17 protein-coding genes, 1 pseudogene and 1 riboswitch are annotated in these 18,553 nt (G+C 63.6%); of the genes and pseudogenes, 6 read left to right on the top strand and 12 right to left on the bottom strand.

Going from position 1 to position 18,553, the window contains the following annotated elements:
• Positions 1-172: 172 nt before the first annotated feature.
• Positions 173-1,278 (bottom strand): annotated as a pseudogene (locus tag JNK99_RS01625) (IS5 family transposase).
• 422 nt (positions 1,279-1,700) lie between these two features.
• On the opposite strand from JNK99_RS01625, the gene JNK99_RS01620 reads away from it, so the two are divergent.
• The 4 genes from JNK99_RS01620 to JNK99_RS01605 all read left to right on the top strand — a co-directional run bounded on the left by JNK99_RS01620 (position 1,701) and on the right by JNK99_RS01605 (position 6,146).
• The gene (locus JNK99_RS01620; protein WP_291847667.1) at positions 1,701-2,639 is read left to right on the top strand and encodes a phosphoribosylaminoimidazolesuccinocarboxamide synthase; all 939 of its coding nucleotides are present in this window, start codon (positions 1,701-1,703) and stop codon (positions 2,637-2,639) included.
• Positions 2,640-2,701: 62 nt separating this feature from the next.
• Complete coding sequence (locus tag JNK99_RS01615; RefSeq protein ID WP_291847664.1) at positions 2,702-3,475, top strand: DUF2189 domain-containing protein; 774 nt, start codon at positions 2,702-2,704, stop codon at positions 3,473-3,475.
• 60 nt (positions 3,476-3,535) lie between these two features.
• Positions 3,536-5,626, top strand: coding sequence for a M3 family metallopeptidase (locus JNK99_RS01610; RefSeq protein WP_291847661.1), 2,091 nt, complete (start codon positions 3,536-3,538; stop codon positions 5,624-5,626).
• A gap of 16 nt (positions 5,627-5,642) precedes the next feature.
• Positions 5,643-6,146: a DUF4124 domain-containing protein gene (locus JNK99_RS01605; protein WP_291847658.1), complete on the top strand. Its 504-nt coding sequence runs from the start codon at positions 5,643-5,645 to the stop codon at positions 6,144-6,146.
• A gap of 81 nt (positions 6,147-6,227) precedes the next feature.
• Here the strand turns inward: JNK99_RS01605 and JNK99_RS01600 are convergent, their stop codons facing one another.
• The 5 genes from JNK99_RS01600 to JNK99_RS01580 all read right to left on the bottom strand — a co-directional run bounded on the left by JNK99_RS01600 (position 6,228) and on the right by JNK99_RS01580 (position 11,621).
• Complete coding sequence (locus JNK99_RS01600) at positions 6,228-6,878, bottom strand: TMEM165/GDT1 family protein (RefSeq protein ID WP_291847655.1); 651 nt, start codon at positions 6,876-6,878, stop codon at positions 6,228-6,230.
• A gap of 131 nt (positions 6,879-7,009) precedes the next feature.
• A complete protein-coding gene (locus tag JNK99_RS01595; protein ID WP_291847653.1) occupies positions 7,010-7,504 on the bottom strand; it encodes a hypothetical protein in 495 nt (164 codons plus the stop codon).
• Between the two features lie 195 nt (positions 7,505-7,699).
• Positions 7,700-8,998 (bottom strand): isocitrate lyase, encoded by a 1,299-nt coding sequence (gene aceA, locus JNK99_RS01590; protein WP_291847650.1) that lies wholly within the window; start codon positions 8,996-8,998, stop codon positions 7,700-7,702.
• A gap of 964 nt (positions 8,999-9,962) precedes the next feature.
• On the bottom strand, positions 9,963-10,982 hold the full coding sequence (cobD, locus tag JNK99_RS01585; RefSeq protein WP_291847647.1) for a threonine-phosphate decarboxylase CobD: 1,020 nt from the start codon (positions 10,980-10,982) through the stop codon (positions 9,963-9,965).
• 297 nt (positions 10,983-11,279) lie between these two features.
• Positions 11,280-11,621: a nitroreductase family protein gene (locus tag JNK99_RS01580; RefSeq protein ID WP_291847645.1), complete on the bottom strand. Its 342-nt coding sequence runs from the start codon at positions 11,619-11,621 to the stop codon at positions 11,280-11,282.
• Between the two features lie 80 nt (positions 11,622-11,701).
• Positions 11,702-11,887: riboswitch (cobalamin riboswitch) on the bottom strand.
• Between the two features lie 398 nt (positions 11,888-12,285).
• Between JNK99_RS01580 and JNK99_RS01575 the strand changes: the two genes are divergently transcribed.
• Positions 12,286-12,603 (top strand): c-type cytochrome, encoded by a 318-nt coding sequence (locus JNK99_RS01575; RefSeq protein WP_291847643.1) that lies wholly within the window; start codon positions 12,286-12,288, stop codon positions 12,601-12,603.
• Between the two features lie 18 nt (positions 12,604-12,621).
• Positions 12,622-13,938, top strand: coding sequence for an FAD/NAD(P)-binding oxidoreductase (locus JNK99_RS01570; protein WP_291847640.1), 1,317 nt, complete (start codon positions 12,622-12,624; stop codon positions 13,936-13,938).
• Positions 13,939-14,012: 74 nt separating this feature from the next.
• On the opposite strand, the gene JNK99_RS01565 is transcribed toward JNK99_RS01570, so the two are convergent.
• The 6 genes from JNK99_RS01565 to JNK99_RS01540 all read right to left on the bottom strand — a co-directional run.
• Entirely contained in the window at positions 14,013-14,852 is an 840-nt protein-coding gene (locus JNK99_RS01565) for an ethylbenzene dehydrogenase-related protein (protein WP_291847638.1), read from the bottom strand.
• A gap of 110 nt (positions 14,853-14,962) precedes the next feature.
• A complete protein-coding gene (locus JNK99_RS01560) occupies positions 14,963-15,550 on the bottom strand; it encodes a NapC/NirT family cytochrome c (protein ID WP_291847636.1) in 588 nt (195 codons plus the stop codon).
• Between the two features lie 150 nt (positions 15,551-15,700).
• Positions 15,701-16,912 (bottom strand): c-type cytochrome biogenesis protein CcmI, encoded by a 1,212-nt coding sequence (gene ccmI / locus JNK99_RS01555; RefSeq protein WP_291847633.1) that lies wholly within the window; start codon positions 16,910-16,912, stop codon positions 15,701-15,703.
• A complete protein-coding gene (locus tag JNK99_RS01550; RefSeq protein WP_291847630.1) occupies positions 16,909-17,394 on the bottom strand; it encodes a cytochrome c-type biogenesis protein in 486 nt (161 codons plus the stop codon). Before JNK99_RS01550 ends, ccmI begins: the two co-directional genes overlap by 4 nt.
• Complete coding sequence (locus JNK99_RS01545; protein ID WP_291847627.1) at positions 17,391-17,975, bottom strand: DsbE family thiol:disulfide interchange protein; 585 nt, start codon at positions 17,973-17,975, stop codon at positions 17,391-17,393. The genes JNK99_RS01550 and JNK99_RS01545 overlap by 4 nt, the downstream gene beginning before the upstream one ends.
• A gap of 10 nt (positions 17,976-17,985) precedes the next feature.
• A partial coding sequence (locus JNK99_RS01540; protein WP_291847625.1) for a cytochrome c-type biogenesis CcmF C-terminal domain-containing protein occupies positions 17,986-18,553 on the bottom strand: 568 nt, incomplete at its 5' end.

Genomic DNA, 18,553 nt, shown 5'->3' with positions numbered 1-18,553 from the left:
TGCTAATGAGGGTTCCACGCAGCGTATGTCATCAGGGCCGGTGCCGACGGGCACCACGAAAGTAGGCCGGATAGATTCCTGCAGGCTGCTTCCGACAAACCAACAACACATCACCTTGCAAAATCGGGGGAGTCCATAGATAGATTCACCTTAGAGGGTGTAGCCGAAATGATTACTCTGCCAGCCTAGTCGCAAGGATACGCGCTTCGACCAGCCAGACCCAAGCAACCGGCGCCCACTGGGAGCGATCGTGATGCGTGATGAGGCGCCGTGCGCGCTCGTTCCAGGCGTGGGTACGCTCGACGACCCAGCGCTTGGCCTGAACGACGAAGCCACTGGGGACGACCTCGGGCCACAGGGGCGGCTGCGCGTTTTGCCAGGTGCCCGTGCTGCGGTTGCCGGGGTGGCGGACGACTTCGACGTTGAGGGCGGGGTAAGCCTTCTCGATGGCCTGTGCACACTGACTGCCGTATGCGGCATCGGTGCAGAGCTTGCGCAACCCCGGCACCTTGGCCATGGCCTGGTGGGCGACCACGAGCGCGGCGGCGTCGCGATCCTGAACGGCGGCCGAGGTGACGGTCACGGCCAGCAACAGCCCCAGGGTGTCGACCACCAGATGACGCTTGCGTCCCTTGACTTCTGCCCGCATCGAAGCCGCTCATGCCGCCTTGGGCCGTACTGCGCGTGCTCTGCGCGTCGATGAGGGCCGCCGTGGGCTCGGGGTTGCGACCGATGCGATCGCGCCATTGCTGGCGCAGCCGATCGTGCCTGGCTTCGAAGGTGCCGGCCGCGGCCCAGCGGCTGAATGCCCTGTAGACCCCGCGCCAGGGCGGAAAACTCTTGGGCAGCAAGCGCCAGGCGCAGTCTGTACGCACGACGTAGCCGCACGCATCGACCATGCCCTTGCGCGCGTGCCGGGCCGGCGCGCCGCGCCCGCCTTGGCGCTCGAACAGATCGGCCACCAGCGCCCACTCGGCATCGGTCAGATCGGTGTTCATGCCGCTGCGGCTGTCGTTTCGCCGGTGCGCGTCGGGGTAGCCCCCCGCAGCGGGGCGCCGCCTCGAGTCGCGGCGCGCTCGCTGGGCTTGTGCGCTGCGGCTTGAGCCTGTCGATGCCCGTCTGCCGCAGCGCCTTGCGTACCGTGACCGTACAAGCGGCAACGCCGGTACGCCGCTGCAATTCCCGCGTGACCTCCTCCAGCGACGAGCGCGACTGCTCGCCTGTGATCGCGCGCAGAACCTCGATGTGTTGCGCCTGCAGCGCAGGCTTACCGCCCAGGTCTGCCGCGTGTGATCTCGCTCATCGCTCGTCGCCTCGTGTACCTCGGATGGCCACGCGCATAGAACAATCTGTTTATTTCGGCTACACCCTCTCACGCACAAAAAATCTGATACTTCTGTGCACCTGGGATGGTCGGGACCACGTCGCCGCGCTCTACGATCAACCGATGCGCTATCCGCCAGAGTACAGGCTTGCCGTCGATTGGGTTGGATGCCTCCTTCCCCAGGCGCTTCGCCGTCGACGCCTTGCGTCAGATCAACGGAGAAAAATAGGCGGCAGGACTTGCCTCTCCTCCTGAACGAGGCTGATCGGTGTTGCTGCTGCTCCGGGCTGCACCCTGACCGACGGGCGATCTGCCCTATAATCGCAGACCTCGAACGGACTCTGTCGTCTCCCCATTTGCCTAGCGGATCAAGCACGTGACCGAAGCTCTCTTTGAATCGACGATTACCAGCCGGCCGCTGCTCGGCCGTGGTAAGGTGCGCGACATCTATGCCATCGACGCTGACAAACTGCTGATCGTGACCAGCGATCGCATCTCGGCCTTCGATGTCATCCTGCCGGACCCGGTGCCCGGCAAGGGCAAGGTGCTGACCAGGCTGGCCTGTTTCTGGTTCGAACGACTGGCCGGCATCATCCCCAACCAGCTCACCGGAATCGACCCGGAAACGGTGGTGGTCGCTGCCGAGCGTTCCCAGGTGCGCGGCCGGGCGCTGGTCGTCAGGCGCCTGCGGCCTCTGCCGATCGAGGCGGTGGTGCGCGGCTATCTGATTGGCTCGGGATGGACGGACTATCAGGCCAGTGGCAGCGTCTGCGGTATTCCCTTGCCGGCGGGGCTGCAGCTCGCCAGCCGACTGCCGCAGCCGATCTTCACGCCGGCGACGAAAGCGGCAATCGGCGACCATGACGAGAACGTCTCCTTCGAACGCGCACAGGCCGACTGTGCCAGCGTGCTCGCCGATCTGCTGGCGGCCAGCGCTCGGAGTGGCGCAGAGATCGCCACGCAGGCCCGCGCTGCGGCCATCCAACTGTACACTACGGCCGCCCGGCATGCGGCAGCACGCGGTATCATCATCGCCGATACCAAGTTCGAGTTCGGGCTGGACGCCAGCGGCACACTGCACCTGATCGACGAAGCACTGACCCCCGATTCGTCCCGCTTCTGGCCCGCCGATGCCTACCGGGAAGGGCATAATCCCCCATCCTACGACAAGCAGTACGTCCGCGATTATCTGGAAACGCTGGACTGGAACAAGCAGGCGCCCGGTCCGCACCTGCCGCCAGCAGTGCTCGCCGGAACGCGCGCCAAATATGTCGAAGCCTGCGAACGCCTGACCGGCGAGAGCTTTGTCGACTGATTGACGGCCGGCTGTCAGGTATGCCCGGCAGCGTTTGCCGTCCCCGTCCACAAGGAGAACGCATGGGTCTGGAGCCCACTTCCACCGACCGCAACAGCAGCCCGCCCAGGGTTCGCAGCGCTCCGCTCGACCGACCATTCGCCTGGCTGGCAGCCGGCTGGCGGGATCTCCGTGCGAACCCGATCGCCAGCCTGGCCTATGGGCTGCTGTTTGCGATTGCCGGCGACTTGATCACCATTTTCGCCTGGCGCAACGGACACCTCTTCATCGTCGCCACTTCCGGCTTTTTCCTGGTGGCCCCCCTGCTCGCCGGCGGGCTCTACGAAATCAGCCGACGGCTTGAATCCGGACGGACTTCGACCTTTTTCGTATCGCTCGCCGGTGGTCGGCGCAATGCCCTGGAGCTGGCCAAGCTGGGTCTTCTGCTTGGTGCGATCGGGATCGCCTGGGAGCGCGTCTCGACGCTGCTGTTCGCCTTTCTGGCCCCGAATGTCGCGCCCGACCTGCTCGCCCTGCTCGCCGAGATTCACCTGTCCACCGATCACCGCGACCTGTTGCTGATCTGGATCCTGATTGGCGGTACCCTGGCCCTGCTCGTTTTCTCGCTAACGGTAATCTCGGTCCCCCTGCTGCTTGATCGCCGGACGGGAGTTGGCACAGCCATCCAAACCAGCCTGCGCTGTGTTGACGCCAACCTGCTGCTCATGGTCTTCTGGGGAGCGATCATCGTCACACTGACCGCCGTCGGCTTTCTGACCCTGTTTTTCGGCTTGACCGTCCTGATGCCCTTGCTCGGCCACGCCTCGTGGCACGCCTATCGCGACCTTGTAGAATAGCGTTCTGGCGCACCCTTTCGGCGATTCTCGACCGACGCCCTACTGCCCCCGGAAGCTCTGATGACTGCCCAAGACCTGCAAGACAACCCGTTGCTCGATTTCTCCGGCCTGCCGCGTTTCGACGCGCTGTCACCCGCCGATGTGCGACCGGCGATCAGCGAATTGCTGTGTCGCTGCCGCGCGCTCGTCGAACGACTGACTTCAGACGAGGTGGCCGCTACTTGGCGCGACTTTGCTGAACCCTTGAGTGATGGCTTCGAACAACTGTCTCGTGCCTGGGGGATCGTTGGTCACGTGCACTCGGTCAACGATGTTCCCGAGTGGCGCGATGCGTATCACGAGATGCTGCCGGAAGTCTCCCGCTTCTACGCCGAAGTCGGCCAGAACCTGAAACTGTTCGCGAAGTACAGGGCGATCGCCGGGAGTGCCGAGTACGCCCGCCTGTCGGCGGCCCAGCGACGCGTCGTCGAGCACGAAGTTCGCGATTTTCGCCTTGCCGGAGCGGAGTTGCCGGAAACGGACAAGCCGCGTTTCCAGGCGATCAGCGAGGAACTGGCACAGCTCTCGGCGAAGTTTTCCGAGAACCTGCTCGACGCCACCAATGCCTTTGCCGAACTGGTGACGGACGAAAGCGAACTCGCCGGCCTACCGGCAGACGCCCGCCAGGCCGCACGTGAGGCCGCCGAACAGGGTGGGCAGAGCGGCTGGCGATTCACTCTGCACATGCCTTCCTACCTGCCGGTGATGCAATACGCCGACAGTCGCCGCTTGCGCGCGGCGATGTACCATGCCTACGTCACTCGCGCCGCCGAGTTCGGCCCGGCCGAACTCGACAACACGTCGTTGATTCGCCGGATTCTCGAATTACGTTGCGAGGCAGCGCAACTGCTTGGCTACACCAGTTTTGCCGAAGTCTCGCTGGTACCCAAGATGGCTGAATCCGTACCGCAGGTCCTCGCATTCCTGCGTGATCTGGCGGCCAGGGCCAGACCTTTTGCCGAGCAGGACGTCGCCGATCTGCGTATCTTTGCGCGCCATGAGCTGGGTCTGGAAACCATCGAAGCCTGGGACGTCGCCTATGTCTCCGAGAAGTTGCTGCAGGCGCGTTACGCCTTCTCGGAACAGGAGGTGAAGCAGTATTTCACCGAAAACAAGGTGCTCGCCGGTTTGTTCTCGGTCATCGAAGAGTTGTTCGGTGTCTGCCTGAAACCCGATCACGCGCCGGTCTGGCACGAGGACGTTCGCTTTTTCCGCATCGAAACCCCTGATGGCGAACTCGTCGGACAGTTCTATCTCGACCTTTACGCGCGCGACACGAAGCGCGGTGGCGCCTGGATGGACGAAGCGATCAGCCGCCGCCGTGTGCGCCTCGATTTGGTAGACGGCGGCGAGGGCATCCAGAAGCCAGTCGCCTATCTCAACTGCAACTTTTCCCGGCCGGTGGGCGAAAAGGACGGCCAGCCGCGGCCGGCGACCTTCACCCACGACGAAGTGAGTACGCTCTTCCACGAGACCGGCCACGGCCTGCATCATCTGCTGACGCAGGTCGATGAGCTGGGTGTTGCCGGCATCCACGGCGTCGAATGGGATGCCGTCGAGTTACCCTCACAGTTCATGGAAAACTACTGTTGGGAGTGGGGTGTTGTACAGGGAATGACCGGCCATATCGACACCGGTGAACAGTTGCCGCGCGAGCTTTTCGACAAGATGCTGGCGGCGCGGAACTTCCAGAGCGGCATGCAGATGCTGCGTCAGATCGAGTTCTCGCTCTTCGACCTGCTGTTGCACAGCGAATTCGACCCGGCCGGCGAACGCAGCGTCCTCGAACTGCTGGACGACGTTCGGCATGAGGTGGCCGTCCTCGTTCCCCCCGAATGGCAGCGCTTTCCGAACAGCTTCTCGCACATCTTCGCCGGTGGCTACGGTGCCGGTTACTACAGTTACAAATGGGCCGAGGTGCTCTCGGCCGATTGCTACGGTGCCTTCGATGAAGTCGGCAACCCCTTCGACCGGAACACCGGCCAGCGCTTCCTGCGCGAGATCCTGTCGGTCGGTGGCAGCCGGCCGGCGATCGACAACTTCCGCGCTTTCCGCGGCCGCGAGCCCCAGGTGGACGCATTGCTGCGGCACAGCGGAATGGTTGCTGCCTGACCAGGAAAAAGCAAGCATGTCCATTTCCGCCACTCTGCGCCTGGCCTGGCTGGTTCTTGTCCTGCTGGCCAGCGCGGCTGCCGCCGCTCAAACCATGTACCGCTGGATAGACCCGAAGACGGGTGGCACGGTCATCTCGGACCAGTCACCGCCGCCCGGGACCCCGAACGTCACCCGCTACACCGCGGGCAGCAGTGGCACCGGCGAACGTCAGACGCCTTATGCCGTCCGCCGGGCCAGCGACAAGTTCCCGGTCGTTCTGTACAGCGCAGCCAGTTGCACGACAACCTGCCAGCAAGCGCGCGACTTCCTCAATCAGCGCGGCGTTCCCTTTACGGAGAAGGTGCTCAATACGCAGGAGGAGTTCGCCGGACTCGCCCGTGCGCTCGGCAATGAAGTCGTGTTGCCGAGCATCAGTGTCGGTCGGCAGCAGGCACGTGGTTTTGTGCCTGCCGCCTGGAACGATCTGCTGGACGCGGCGGCCTATCCGGCTGCGGACCCGAGTCGCTCCAGGCAGTAGCTGAATTGCGGCTGGTTCGCAGGCCGGGTGAACCAGCCGGGGGGGCGGGTCGCGCCAGGCATCTCTCCTCGGCCCGGGTGCTCATGCCGCTCCGGCGAAGGCCCTGTAGGCCTGGTACGCAGCCAGCACCGCCAACACCAGGAAAAAAGCACCGCTCAGTCGGTGCAGCAGGGTCAGGGGGATTTTCTGCAGGATGGTACGGCCGGCCAGGATGCCCAGCGCCGAGGTGGTGGCCAGCGCCAGGCTGGCGCCGAGCCAGACGGCGGCCGCCACGTGCGTGCTGCTCATGGCGACGACGGCGAGTTGGGTCTTGTCGCCAAATTCGGCTACGGTCAGCAGCAGGAAAGTGGTGAAAAAGATGCCATGGCCACTTTTCTCCTCGACTTCTCCGTCATCTTCGTCATCGACCGCACGCAGCGCATGCAGGCCGAACATGGCAAACAGGACGGCGACCGTCACCCCCACCACCCATTCCGGCAACCAGTTGGCGATGGCCACGCCGAACACGACGGCAAGTGTGTTGAGCAGCGCAAAGGCGGCCAGCGCGCCGAGCATGACCGGCAGTGGTCGGTGCCGGGAAGCGAGGGTCATGCACACCAGCTGACTCTTGTCGCCGATTTCGGCGGCGGCGATCAGGGCAAAGCTGGTGGCCGCCGTGGTCGAGAACTCCACGATGCCAGCGCTGCCGAGCAGCGACGAAAAAAGTGGCAGAACAGTCTGCGGGTGATCCATTCATGCCTCCAGAAGTGTTTTCGGTCGGTGGAGATTGCGGCGAAAGCGTAGAGCTAACCGGCGCTGCGCGGCTTTATCGCGCAGCGTCCAGCGACCGAAGGGAGCGAGGTTGAGCGCCGGGTTAGAGCGCATTAGCCGCCCAGCAGACCAATTGCGCCACCAGCGATTGAAGCCACCAAGGGATGTTCGACTAGGCGCTGAAGAAGCCCTTTGGCCTCCGCTTTTTGCTCCGGGGTTCCATTCGAGTTATCGATTACACGCGCAAGTTCTGCTATGTGTTGCGTGACGGACATTTGATTATGGTCGCCGACCACAACATTAGATGAACCGGAAACATTGATTGTCTTGTTTTGCACAAACTCCACCTTTATGTCTGGGGTTGCCTCACCTTCAACGACGTCGATTCCAAATGCACTGATCTTTCCTAAACCAGCCTCGATACCACCGTGGCTCCGAAGAACCTTCCACTCAATAAGGCCATGCTGTCCGAGTTGATCCGAGACGGCCAATATGTCTTCGATTGCAATCTGAGGATCAAAGTCTTCCGGCTTTGGCGTGAAGAGTTGCCCCCTCCGGTGCTCGTAATACTTTGCAAGGATGATGCCTCGAAGTTGGGTGTCCTTCATTATGCCTCCGGAGTCAGTAATGCGCTCCAACCCGGAATTATAAACCGGGGGGCCTCGTTGCGGGTTATGCATGAAGCATTGAGTCTGGCATTTTTCTGGCTATGGCGTGGTGGCAGCCAATACCGCGGATCTGTCGGTGGGAGGACGCAAAAAAGCCGCGCCACAGGGCGCGGCTTTCGAGTGAAGCAGCGGTACTCAGTGGAACTGTTCTTCCTCGGTCGAACCGGTCAGTGCCGTGACGGACGAGGTGCCGCCCTGGATGACGGTGGTGACTTCATCGAAGTAACCGGTTCCGACTTCCTGCTGGTGCGAGACGAAAGTATAGCCGCGGTCGCGAGCGGCAAACTCGGGTTCCTGAACCTTCTCGACGTAAGCCGTCATGCCACGGGCGACATAGTCCTGCGCCAGGTCGAACATGTGGTACCACATGTTGTGGATGCCGGCGAGGGTGATGAACTGGTACTTGTAACCCATGGCGCCGAGTTCCCGCTGGAACTTGGCGATGGTGGCATCGTCGAGGTTCTTTTTCCAGTTGAACGACGGCGAGCAGTTGTAGGCGAGCAGCTTGCCGGGATGCTTGGCGCGTACCGCCTCGGCGAACTGGCGGGCAAACTCGAGATCGGGCGTCCCGGTTTCGCACCACACCAGGTCGGCGTAATCGGCGTAGGCAACGGCACGTGAAATCGCCTGTTGCAGGCCTTTTCTGGTCTTGTAGAAACCTTCCGAAGTCCGCTCGCCGGTGACGAAAGGTTTGTCATTGTCGTCGCAGTCGGAGGTCAGCAGGTCGGCAGCTTCGGCATCGGTCCGCGCAATGACCAGCGTCGGCACGCCGCAGACGTCCGCCGCGAAGCGTGCGGCGATCAGCTTCTGGACGGCTTCCTGCGTCGGCACCAGAACCTTGCCGCCCATGTGACCGCATTTCTTGACCGAGGCCAGTTGGTCTTCCCAGTGCACCCCGGCAGCGCCCGCGCGGATCATCGCCTTCATCAACTCGAAGGCGTTCAGCACGCCGCCAAAACCCGCCTCGGCGTCGGCGACGATTGGCGCAAAGTAGTCGGTGTAGCCCTCGTCGCCCGGGTTTACGTTTTTCGAGAACTGGATTTCGTCAGCGCGACGGAAAGAGTTGTTGATCCGCTCGACCACCTTGGGTACCGAATCGACCGGATACAGTGACTGGTCCGGATACATCGCGGCGTAGGAGTTGTTGTCGGCAGCGACCTGCCAGCCGGAAAGATAAATCGCCTTGACGCCTGCCTTGACCTGCTGCATCGCCTGACCGCCGGTCAGCGCGCCGAGGCAGTTGACGTAGGGTTCGGTATTGACCAGCTTCCAGAGCTTCTCGGCGCCGCGACGGGCGACGGTGTACTCGATCGGGAACGAACCGCGCAGTCGGACGACATCAGCAGCCGAGTAGCCGCGCTTGATTCCTTTCCAGCGGGGATTTTCGGCCCAGTCTTTTTCCAGTTCGGCGATCTGTTGCTCTCTAGTGCTCATGATTAACCTCACGAAAGATTAGGAAATGCAGGGGGGCTATGGTGATGCCCGTGAGCCGAATCAGGGACTGTTGCAAGCGCCGACCCGGGGCGACCAATGGCGAGAAGTATAGTGTGCTTTTCCTGTGTGGGCAACAGTCTTATATAAGACATAAGATGTATTTTTTACTCAAGTGAAACAGGAATTTGCACATCCTTTCCCGCATGGCGGAAAGAGGTTCTCGTGCGTGAAATGGCGTAGGCCGTTGTCGGTCGCCTGGACGCTGCGTTCGAAGCATCCTGCCACAGCCATCGGCGGCGTGGCAATTCGCTGGTCCTCAGCCTGTCCCGTCCGCGACTTCGTCTTCGGGTAGCAGCAGCCTGTCGAGCACCGACTGGATGCCATCAGCCGGCCGGCGGTAGTCCAGGACCAGTTGGGCGGCCGACCTGCCGCTCTGCTGTATGGCCTCGATTTCCCCGTCTGGGCCGCAGGTCAGCGAGCGGCCGTCCCGTTCTCCGTCACGCGTCGACCGTTGGCCAGTCGTCACGTACGAAAGTACTGGAATTGCCGATCAGTACCGTGCTCAGCATGCCGCTGAAAGATGCGCAGAGCTTCGACGATCTGTCGGATTCACCGGCCGCTCTTCGTGGGGGTATACAGCGCAGTATGGCCGTTGCGCCGCCGGCGTTCTTCTCGATCGCCCAGACATGGCCATGCGGGACCATTCGGGCACATTCGAGGCCGACCGGGCCGGATATCCCAGGCGCGACCCGGTTGTTCCTCCATCCGGGGTCGTGGTCGGCCATCCCGCGCTTCAGGCGGTCAGGACGTGTCGCTGGCGACCGCTTCCGGATTGCCCGGAAAGTAGAAGTGGACATGCGAACTCGATGACGATGGTGTGCAAGCCATGGCCGAGGGCGCTTGTCAGGGCGCCTAAGGCGGCGCTCCCGTGCTGGACCACCGCTGTTTCTTCTGCATGCACGGCTCATGGGTTGGCCTGGCTGTTCCCTCGTTCGATAGCGGAGTGCAGCGAGCGCAGGCCGAGGGTCAACCGAGCCCAGTCCTCCTCCGCGCCGGGTACTCCCAGGCGGAGCAGATCGAGTTCCGGGAAATGCCGGGTCAGGATGCCCCGGCGGGCGAGAAACTCGTGCATTGCCCCGCCGTCAGGGCTGCATAGGGTGGCGAACAGCGCCGTGCTGCTCACCTCGCCCAGCCCGGCCAGCAGCCGCTGCAGGCGGTCGCCGGCAGCGCGCCGCTGCGCTCGCGTCGCCGTCTGCCATTGATGATCGGCCAGGGCCATCCGGGCGACGGCTCTGGCCGGGCCGGATACCGCCCACGGGCCGAGTTGCTCGCGCAACCGGTGCAGCAGATCCGGGGTTGCCAGGATGAAGCCGATCCTTGCCCCGGCGATTCCGAAGAATTTGCCGAGCGAGCGCAGGACGATCAATCTGGGCATTTCCGGGGTGCCGGCAAGATCGGCGACGCTGTCTTCCGGTGTCGGGTCGACGAACGCCTCGTCGACGATCAGCCAGCCCCCTCGCCTGTTCAACTGTCGGGCTGCGTCGATTACCGTGGCTCGCGAATGGCGGGCAGCCGTCGGGTTGTTCGGGTTGCACAGCAGCACATAGGGGGTGGCTGCGGCGACTGCGCGTGACAGCTTGCCATCAATCTCTCGCACGCGATGCCCGGCCGTTCGCCAGGCATGCGGGTGTTCGGCGTAGAGCGGTGAGAGGCAGGCGATGGCGGCCCGTGGCAGCAGGTTCGGCAAGCGCTGGATGGCGGCCTGCGACCCGGCCACCGGTAGCAGGTTGGCGTTACCGTAACAGACCGCTGCCGCCGTCTCGAGTCCGTCGTTCTCTTCCGGCAGGCGTTGCCAGACACTCGCCGGCAAGGCGGGCACCGGCCAGGCGCAAGGGTTGATCCCGGTCGATAGATCGAGCCATGCAGCGAGCGGAATGCCGTAGTGAGCCGCCGCCGCACGCAGTCGGCCGCCGTGTTCAAGCATGCTGGCCGTTCCGCGCGCAGAACGTCGGCGCCTGACTCATGCCGCTTGCGTGTCCGGCCGACGGCTGGCGGCCTGCATTTCGGCCAGAGTGGGCCCCATCGGCACGGTCTGTTACCGGTCGGTCTCGCTCCATTGTCCGTAGTAGAGCAGGTCGGCGGGGCAGGCGCGGCAGCCAACCGGCTTTTCCCACCTCCGGCTGGTCGTCGAGATGGCTGACCCAGCCGATGCCCAGACCTTCGGCGCGGGCGGTCAGCCAGCGGTTCTGCACGGCGCGGACACTGCTGCAGAGGTCCCTTGTCAGCATGTGCGTGCGACCGAGAACGACCGCTCCGCTGCGCGAGCGGTCACAGGTGATGCACACAGGTTGATCGGCGATTCGGGAATGTACTGCAGCTTCAGCCGGCCATGGGTCGCCCGTTTCTCGTCCGGGAACATGTGCGCCGCTTCCGGGTTGGTGGCGCAGAACGCGTCATGGACGCGTTGCCCGGCTTCCGGCGAGCGCATCACGACGAAATTCAGCGTCCGTATGAAGCTCGTCGCGGGGGTGTGATGAGCAGCCAGCAGCACCCGTCTCAATGCCGCGTCGGGCACCGGGTCGGGCAGGAACTGAGCACGTACCTTACGATGGCTGAAGATCACCGGATAAACCGCTGTCCGGTCGGTTTCGGTGAAAGCATGCGTCTGCGGCGCTCCAGGGTTTTCCATGGATTCCCATTCTGGAAAAAAGGTGGCTTCCTGGCCGGTTTCCTGACTTGGATTGATCTGGTCGATATGCCTTGCCGATTCGCGTCAGCGACCATTGCATCGCCCGTCCTCCTTGCCGCGCTGGGCACGTGGCGGACTTGCACCGCCTGCCCGGTTCCCTGCCCAGCAGGGCGGGCAGTACCCGGAGACAACTGCCTGCAACAGGTCAGGCAGCGGCGATGGTGCCACAAGTGAGAACCTTTTTCACGCGGCACGGCGAGCGCTCTTGCTGGTCGGCGCGCGGTGCGCATGCCGCAACACATCGGGTTGACGCTGCCGGGGTCGTGCGAAGACCGGCATGCTGGAGGATTGTCTGAGCCGCTGTGTTGCCTTAAGACCGACGTAAGCCTTGGCCATGACCATGCAGGGGAGTTCTGCCAGTTGCATTGTCCGAGAACCCGGAGCCGTGCCGTATGTCCGGAAAGTGCGGACTGGTCGGACCTCTGATCGGCCAGTCTTTGCGTGTCCCGTGCGCCCGAGCTGGACGGTAGCCGCAGTACTGATCGCCTGTCCACGCACCGTTGGGGCGGGTTTCTCTCATGATCCGGAGGTATGAACGATGTCCGTCAAGGTAATTTCAAGCAAACTCTTGTTGCCATGCGCTGTGGCGCTGGCAGCCATGCCGGGTGCGCAGGCCGCGCCACCCGCCGGGCAGCTCCTGGCCGCGCAATGTGCCCAGTGTCACGGTACCAACGGCAACGGTCCTGGCTTTGACGAGGTTGCCGGGAAGAGCGCCAGCGAATTGCGCAAGGATCTTCTGGAAATGAAGCGCCGCCCGGTGGAAAACATCATGGACCGTCAGGCTCGCGGTTACACCGACAGCCAGATCCAACTCATCGCCGACTACCTTGCCGCCCACAGCGGCGGCGACCACTAATCCGCGGGAGAGGCCGACATGCATCAGATCAACAGAAGACGATTTCTCGAACTGGCCGGTGTCGCCGCAGCTGGCGCCGCCCTGCCCTGCAGTGTAGGCGCTGCGATTCCGGCACGCGTCGTGGTCGTCGGTGGAGGTTTCGGTGGCGCCACGGTTGCCAAGTATCTCTGCATGTGGGGCGGCGGCAAGGTCGCCGTCACGCTGGTGGAACCCAATCCCAGCCACATCGCCTGCATACTTTCCAACCTGGTGGTGACCGGGGCTCTGGCCATGGACCGCATCACGCTGGGCTACAGTGCATTGAGAACCAGACATGGCGTCTCCGTGGTCCAGGGGCGTGTCACGGCCATCAACTACGGGAGCGGCAAAGGCACGGTGAGCCTGAGCAGCGGGACATCACTCGACTATGACCACCTGGTGTTGTCTCCCGGTATCGACTTCATCCCGCCACCCGACTCGTCCTGGGATCCGAACCTCACACCGCACGCCTGGCAGGCCGGCCCGCAGACCCTGCTCCTGAAGAAACAGTTGGCCAGCATGCAGGACCGCGACACCTTCGTCATGACGGTGCCCAGGTCACCCTATCGCTGCCCGCCGGGTCCCTATGAGCGGGCCTGCGTGGTCGCCGATTACCTGAAAAGGAAGCGACTCAACTTCGCCAGAGTCGTTGTGCTCGATGCCAATGCGGGTATTCAGGCGGAGCCCATCGCCTTTGGCGACGCCTTCAACTTCACCTACAAGGGGATGATCGACTACGTTCCCAACGCGACGGTAGCCTCGGTGAATTCGCAGACGCGCAGCATCGTCACCAGTGCCGGCACCTGGTCGAATGTCCGCGTCCTCAACTACATTCCCAACCAGAGGGCAGCCGCCATCGACCCGACGGCTCCCGGCCGCGGTTGGCCGTTGCTCAACGCACAGGGTTTCGTGCCGGTGGACCCGCTTGCCTACGGGATCAGCGGCTTCCCCAACATCCATGTCATCGGTGATGCCTGTGCGCTGCCCGCCAGCGACGGCAAGGCGGTACCCAAGTCCGGCCACATGGCCAATGCGCAAGCCAAGGTCTGCGCCGATGCCATTCTGCGCGCCCTCAATGGGGAGGCGCCCGATACCAACGTCACCACCAACTCCGCCTGTTTCAGCCCGATCACCTCCACCACGGCGTCCTGGCTGTCGGCCAACTTCAACTATGGAGACATCTACGACGCTGCGGGCAAGGTCAAGGGCAAAGGGATGCACCGGGTTGATCTCGGCGAAGCACCGAAGACCAACGGTGACAACTACCAGGACATGTTTACCTGGGCGGAAGGGCTCTTCGCCGACAGCTTCGTCTGAACCGGCCCCCGGCCGGCAGCCGCAAAAGCAAACGGGCAGAGCCCCGGTTCTGCCCGTTGCTAGATCTGCCGGGCTTACTGCTTGGCGGCCTTGACGTCGCCGTCGGCACCGACGCCCATCGTGTAGCCCATGGAGACATGGTGGAAGCGGCCGATGGCATGGTCGGAGTGAATGGCGACGCCGAACGGGGTGGCCTTGCCTTCGGCCAGAGCGCCGTTGAGCTTGCGGGTGAAGGTCACGGTGTAGATATCGCCGGTCTTGCTGCCTTCGGCCTTGACGCCCGCCGTGCCGCCTTCCATGTTGCGCTTGTCGGTCACCGATCCATCGGCGGCCTTGGCACCTTTGGCGCTCTTCCACTGCATCAGTTCGTAGGCGCCATCCTTGGTGTATTTGGTTTTCTTGTCGTCCGCACCGGGCATGGTGCGTGCGTCACTGTGGCAGGTTGCCCAGCAACCGACCTGGGCGCCCTGACTGACCTTGTCGTTGGCGAACAACACGGTCGCCTTGACCTCGTTTTCCTTGTCTGCCGGGTCGACACCGCCACCCGGTGCCTTGAAGGTCAGGCGAACATAGAGGTTATCCTTGTCGTAAGCACTCTGCACACTGACCGGGAAACTCATCGTCTTGGGTGCGCCCTTCGGTTCGAGGTCCTTGCCGGCGAGGCGCTTCATGTCGAAGTTGAGGCCTCCCTTTTCCTCATGGCAGCCGACGCAGCTTTCGCCCTTGTTGAGGCCGGTACGACCGCTGTGGTCCGACTTTTTCATGATCCACTCGATCGGCGTCACCCCGGCGTGGAAAACCTGAACGTCGCGTTTGGGAACCTTGCTCCAATCGGGGGCTGCAGCCTGCGCGACTTGCGGACCGAAGGCCAGCAGGGCGCCGAAGAGGGCCAGGGAAACGCTCGTTTTTCTCATTTCAGACTCCACTCAAGTGTTGGTCGGGTTGGGGACGGTCCAGGGCGGCTGGCTGTTCGCCATCCGCCGGACCGTCGGTCAGGTCAAATGCCGTGCCTGGGCGAGGCGGACTATTCGTCGTCCTCTTCCGGCATGTTCTTCGGCTTCTTGTGGGCGATGCCCTTGTGGCAATCGATACAGGTCTTCTTCTCCTCCTGGCCGATCTTGTGCATTTTTGATGCGCGGGCTTTCTGCTTCTCGATATCCATCGCCGAAAACGAGTGACAGTTGCGGCATTCGCGCGAATCGCTGCCCTTCATGCGTTCCCATTCATGAGTCGCCAGTTCCAGACGCTTGGCCTCGAACTTCTCGGGCGTCGAGATCGTCCCCATGATCTTGCCATAGACTTCCTGGCTTGCCTGAATCTTGCGCATCATCTTGTGTCCCCAGTCCTTGGGCACATGGCAGTCCGAACAATAGGCGCGCACGCCGGTCCGGTTGCTGTAGTGGATCGTCGTCTTGTATTCCTGATAGACGTTGTCCCTCATCTCGTGACAACCGATGCAGAACTCGAGCGTGTTGGTGGCTTCCATCGCGGTGTTGAAGCCACCCCAGAAGAGAACGCCGGAGACAAAACCGACCGACAGCAGCGCCAGTAGCGAGTACTTGGTGCTTGGGCGTTTGAGTCTTGCCCAGAAACCTGAGCTGTTATCGGTCACGATGCTTCCCTCCCCCTAGATTTTTCAGGCCGTCGGCCGAGCGCCGAGGCTGGCGGAAGTCTAGCGGATGAGGCGGCGCCGACGGTTTGATCTATGTTAACAAAAAAGAGAGAAATCGGCCCGAGGTTGTGCCGGCGCCGGGGCAATTCCTCAGGGTTGAACCTGATCGATCAGCAGGTGCAGATCCTGGCTGCCAGGCTTGATGCCGCCGAGCCTGCCAAAGAGGTCGCCGGGCGAACTGGTCGCACTGCCGGCCTTGGCAACTCGCGCCTCGATGCTGACCCGGGCGAAATCCGAGATCTTCTTGCCGTCGGCCAGCGCCATCGAATCATCGAAGCGGAAACGCAGTGGCAGATCGGCCACCGTTGCCCGCGTGGCGGCCAACGGCATGCGCGAGCCGTCCTCGGCGCGGGCAAAGACGAAGAGCACGTCGCCCGGCTTGACCTGCCCGGCCAGCTTGCCACTCAGCGTCACTTCGCCGCTGATCGCGTTGCGGTTGGCGGCCGGCTTGCGCGTGACGTTGCTGCCGCCGGACTGGGCGGCCATCGTGCGTGCCCTGGTGACCGCTGCTTCGAGTGCCTTGGCGTCGTCGGAGCCCGGCTCGAGCTGCAGCAGCAGTCGCGACCAGTACTCGGCGGCCGCCGTGAAGTCCTGTCGGTCGCTCGCCGCGGCGCCGGCCAGCAGCAGTGCCTGTGGTTCGTTCGGGTCGATTTTCAGGGCGCGCGCGATGAGTTCGCTCGGTTTTCCCTGCAGATCGCCGCCACTGGCCTGGCTGAGAACTTCGGCGTAGTCGGCGAGCAGGCCGGCCTCCTGGTCGACCAGCCGGCTGGCATGGGTAAACGCCTCGGCCGCTTCCGGGTAGCGTTCGAGCACCTTGTACGAGCGCGCCAGCATGACCCAGCCTTGCGCGTCATCCGGATTCTTCTTCAGCTTCTCGATCAGGCTGCCGAGCATCGCCTCGATCTGCTGTGGCGTGACGCGCGCCTGCCGCTGCAGCGGGTCGAGTGCGCGCGGGGTGCCGAGCAGCGCGTAGCCACCGGCCGCTGCGAGCGGGATGGCCAGGAGCAGGATGAGCGCCGTCTGGCGACCGCCAGTGCTGCGGCTTGCCGGCGCCGACTGCGCTTCGACCTCGTCGAGCAGGCGGCGTTGCAGTTCGGTCCGCGCCTGTGCGAAGTCAGTTTCGGCGAGCGAGCCATCGCGGCGCTCGCGCTCGAGTTCGGCCAACTGGTCGCGGAAGATCGTCAGGTTGATCTCGCGGCGGTCGGCGCGCGCGGCCTGCCCCGGTATCCGCCACAGCGGCGGCAGGAGGATGGCGAGAACGGTGACGAGCAGCACCGCCGCGACGATGATGAAAACGGTCATGATTGCCCCTGGCGAGGTTCCTGTTGCTGCAGCAAATCGTCGGCCCGCCGTTGTTCCTCGACGGTCAGGGGTGTGTCCCGGATCACAAGGTTGCGTCGGCGCAGGTAGAGCAGCAGCGCGCCGAGCCCGCAGACGAACAGCAGGGCGGGACCGAACCACAGCAACAGCGTCGTACCCTTCAGCGGTGGCCGGTAGCGCACGAAGTCCCCGTAGCGGCTGACCATGAAGTCCATGATCTCGGCATCGTTTTTGCCGTCGCGGATCAGGGTCCGGATCTCGCGCCGCAGGTCGTTGGCCAGTTCCGCGTGCGAGCCGGCGAGCGACTCGTTCTGGCAGACCAGGCAGCGCAGTTCGGACGAAATGGCGACCAGGCGCTTTTCGATCACCTCGTCTGCCGCCAGTGGTTTCGCTTCGCCGGCGTGCACGCCTTGCCAGGCGGCGCTTGTCACGACGAGCAGGAGGACCAGCAGCCAGCGCCTCATTTCTGCAACTCGGCGAGCAGCGGCAGGATCTTGCCGGAGAAGATGTCCGGGCTGATCGGGCCGGTGTGCTTCATGCGGATGATCCCCGTCTTGTCGATGACGTAGGTTTCGGGCACCCCATAAACGCCATAGTCGATGCCGACCCGGCCGTCCATGTCGAGGACCGACAGAGTGTACGGATTGCCGTGTCTGGCGAGCCAGCCGGCGGCGCGCTCGACCACCATCCTCTGTTCCGTGCCAGGTGCCAGCCTGTCGCTGTCGATCGCGCCGTCGCCACGTACTTCCTTGTAGTTCAGGCCGACCAGCGGTACCGTCTGGCGCTTCGCCAGTTCGACCAGCACCGGGTGCTCCTGGCGGCAGGAGACGCACCACGAGGCCCAGACATTGAGCAGCCAGACCTTGCCGAGCATCTCTTTGGGCGAGAACTCCCGGTCCGGCGCGTCAAGCCGCGGCAGCGCGAAGGCGGGGGCCGGTTTGCCGACCAGGGGGGAGGGTACGTCGCGCGGGTTGAGATTGAGTCCGACGGCGAGCAGCGCGACGAGTACGGCGAAGCCGATCAGTGGCCAGAGAAACCTGTTCATGAGCGATCCCTCAGGCGTGGTGAGCCAGCGAGGCGGCGGCGGGCAGGCCGGCCGGTGCGCGTGTCTTGATGCGGTAGCGGCGGTCGCTGATGGCGATCAGTCCGCCAATCGCCATCAGCACGCAGCCGCCCCAGATCCAGTCGACGAATGGCTTGTGGTAGACGCGAACCGCCCAGGCGGCGTCCGGTCGGGCCTTGTCGATCGGTTCGCCCAGCGAGACATAGACGTCGCGCAGCAGGCCGGTATCGATCGCCGCTTCGGTCATCGGCATCGACGAGGCGACGTAGAAGCGCTTCTCCGGGAACAACTTGCGGATTGCTCGGCCATCGCGGATCAGATCGACGTCGCCGACCAGCGCCCGGTAGTTCGGGCCCTGCTCCTGGCGCACACCGTTGAAGCGGAAGGTGTAGCCACCAACCCCGACGGTGTCGCCGATTTCCATCTTGACGTCCTTCTCGGCCTGGTAGCCGCCGACCATGGCCACCCCGACGATGAACACCGCGATGCCGGCGTGCGCCAGATGCATGCCGAAGAAGCTGCGCGGCTGTCGCCGGGCGACGGTCAGGAAAGACTGGCTG

It is taken from the genome of Accumulibacter sp., from assembly GCF_016789985.1.
Classification (GTDB): domain Bacteria; phylum Pseudomonadota; class Gammaproteobacteria; order Burkholderiales; family Rhodocyclaceae; genus Accumulibacter.
Note: the sequence above shows the minus strand (reverse complement) of the source record. Positions and strands in the feature narration are given on the sequence as shown.

Coding starts and splice junctions, on each gene's coding strand:
- aceA (WP_291847650.1), bottom strand. CDS start 8,998: ATGAGCACTAGAGAGCAACAGATCGCCGAACTGGAAAAAGACTGGGCC.
- JNK99_RS01550 (WP_291847630.1), bottom strand. CDS start 17,394: ATGAGGCGCTGGCTGCTGGTCCTCCTGCTCGTCGTGACAAGCGCCGCC.
- JNK99_RS01595 (WP_291847653.1), bottom strand. CDS start 7,504: ATGAAGGACACCCAACTTCGAGGCATCATCCTTGCAAAGTATTACGAG.
- JNK99_RS01545 (WP_291847627.1), bottom strand. CDS start 17,975: ATGAACAGGTTTCTCTGGCCACTGATCGGCTTCGCCGTACTCGTCGCG.
- ccmI (WP_291847633.1), bottom strand. CDS start 16,912: ATGACCGTTTTCATCATCGTCGCGGCGGTGCTGCTCGTCACCGTTCTC.
- cobD (WP_291847647.1), bottom strand. CDS start 10,982: ATGCTTGAACACGGCGGCCGACTGCGTGCGGCGGCGGCTCACTACGGC.
- JNK99_RS01610 (WP_291847661.1), top strand. CDS start 3,536: ATGACTGCCCAAGACCTGCAAGACAACCCGTTGCTCGATTTCTCCGGC.
- JNK99_RS01570 (WP_291847640.1), top strand. CDS start 12,622: ATGCATCAGATCAACAGAAGACGATTTCTCGAACTGGCCGGTGTCGCC.
- JNK99_RS01600 (WP_291847655.1), bottom strand. CDS start 6,878: ATGGATCACCCGCAGACTGTTCTGCCACTTTTTTCGTCGCTGCTCGGC.
- JNK99_RS01575 (WP_291847643.1), top strand. CDS start 12,286: ATGTCCGTCAAGGTAATTTCAAGCAAACTCTTGTTGCCATGCGCTGTG.
- JNK99_RS01565 (WP_291847638.1), bottom strand. CDS start 14,852: ATGAGAAAAACGAGCGTTTCCCTGGCCCTCTTCGGCGCCCTGCTGGCC.
- JNK99_RS01605 (WP_291847658.1), top strand. CDS start 5,643: ATGTCCATTTCCGCCACTCTGCGCCTGGCCTGGCTGGTTCTTGTCCTG.
- JNK99_RS01615 (WP_291847664.1), top strand. CDS start 2,702: ATGGGTCTGGAGCCCACTTCCACCGACCGCAACAGCAGCCCGCCCAGG.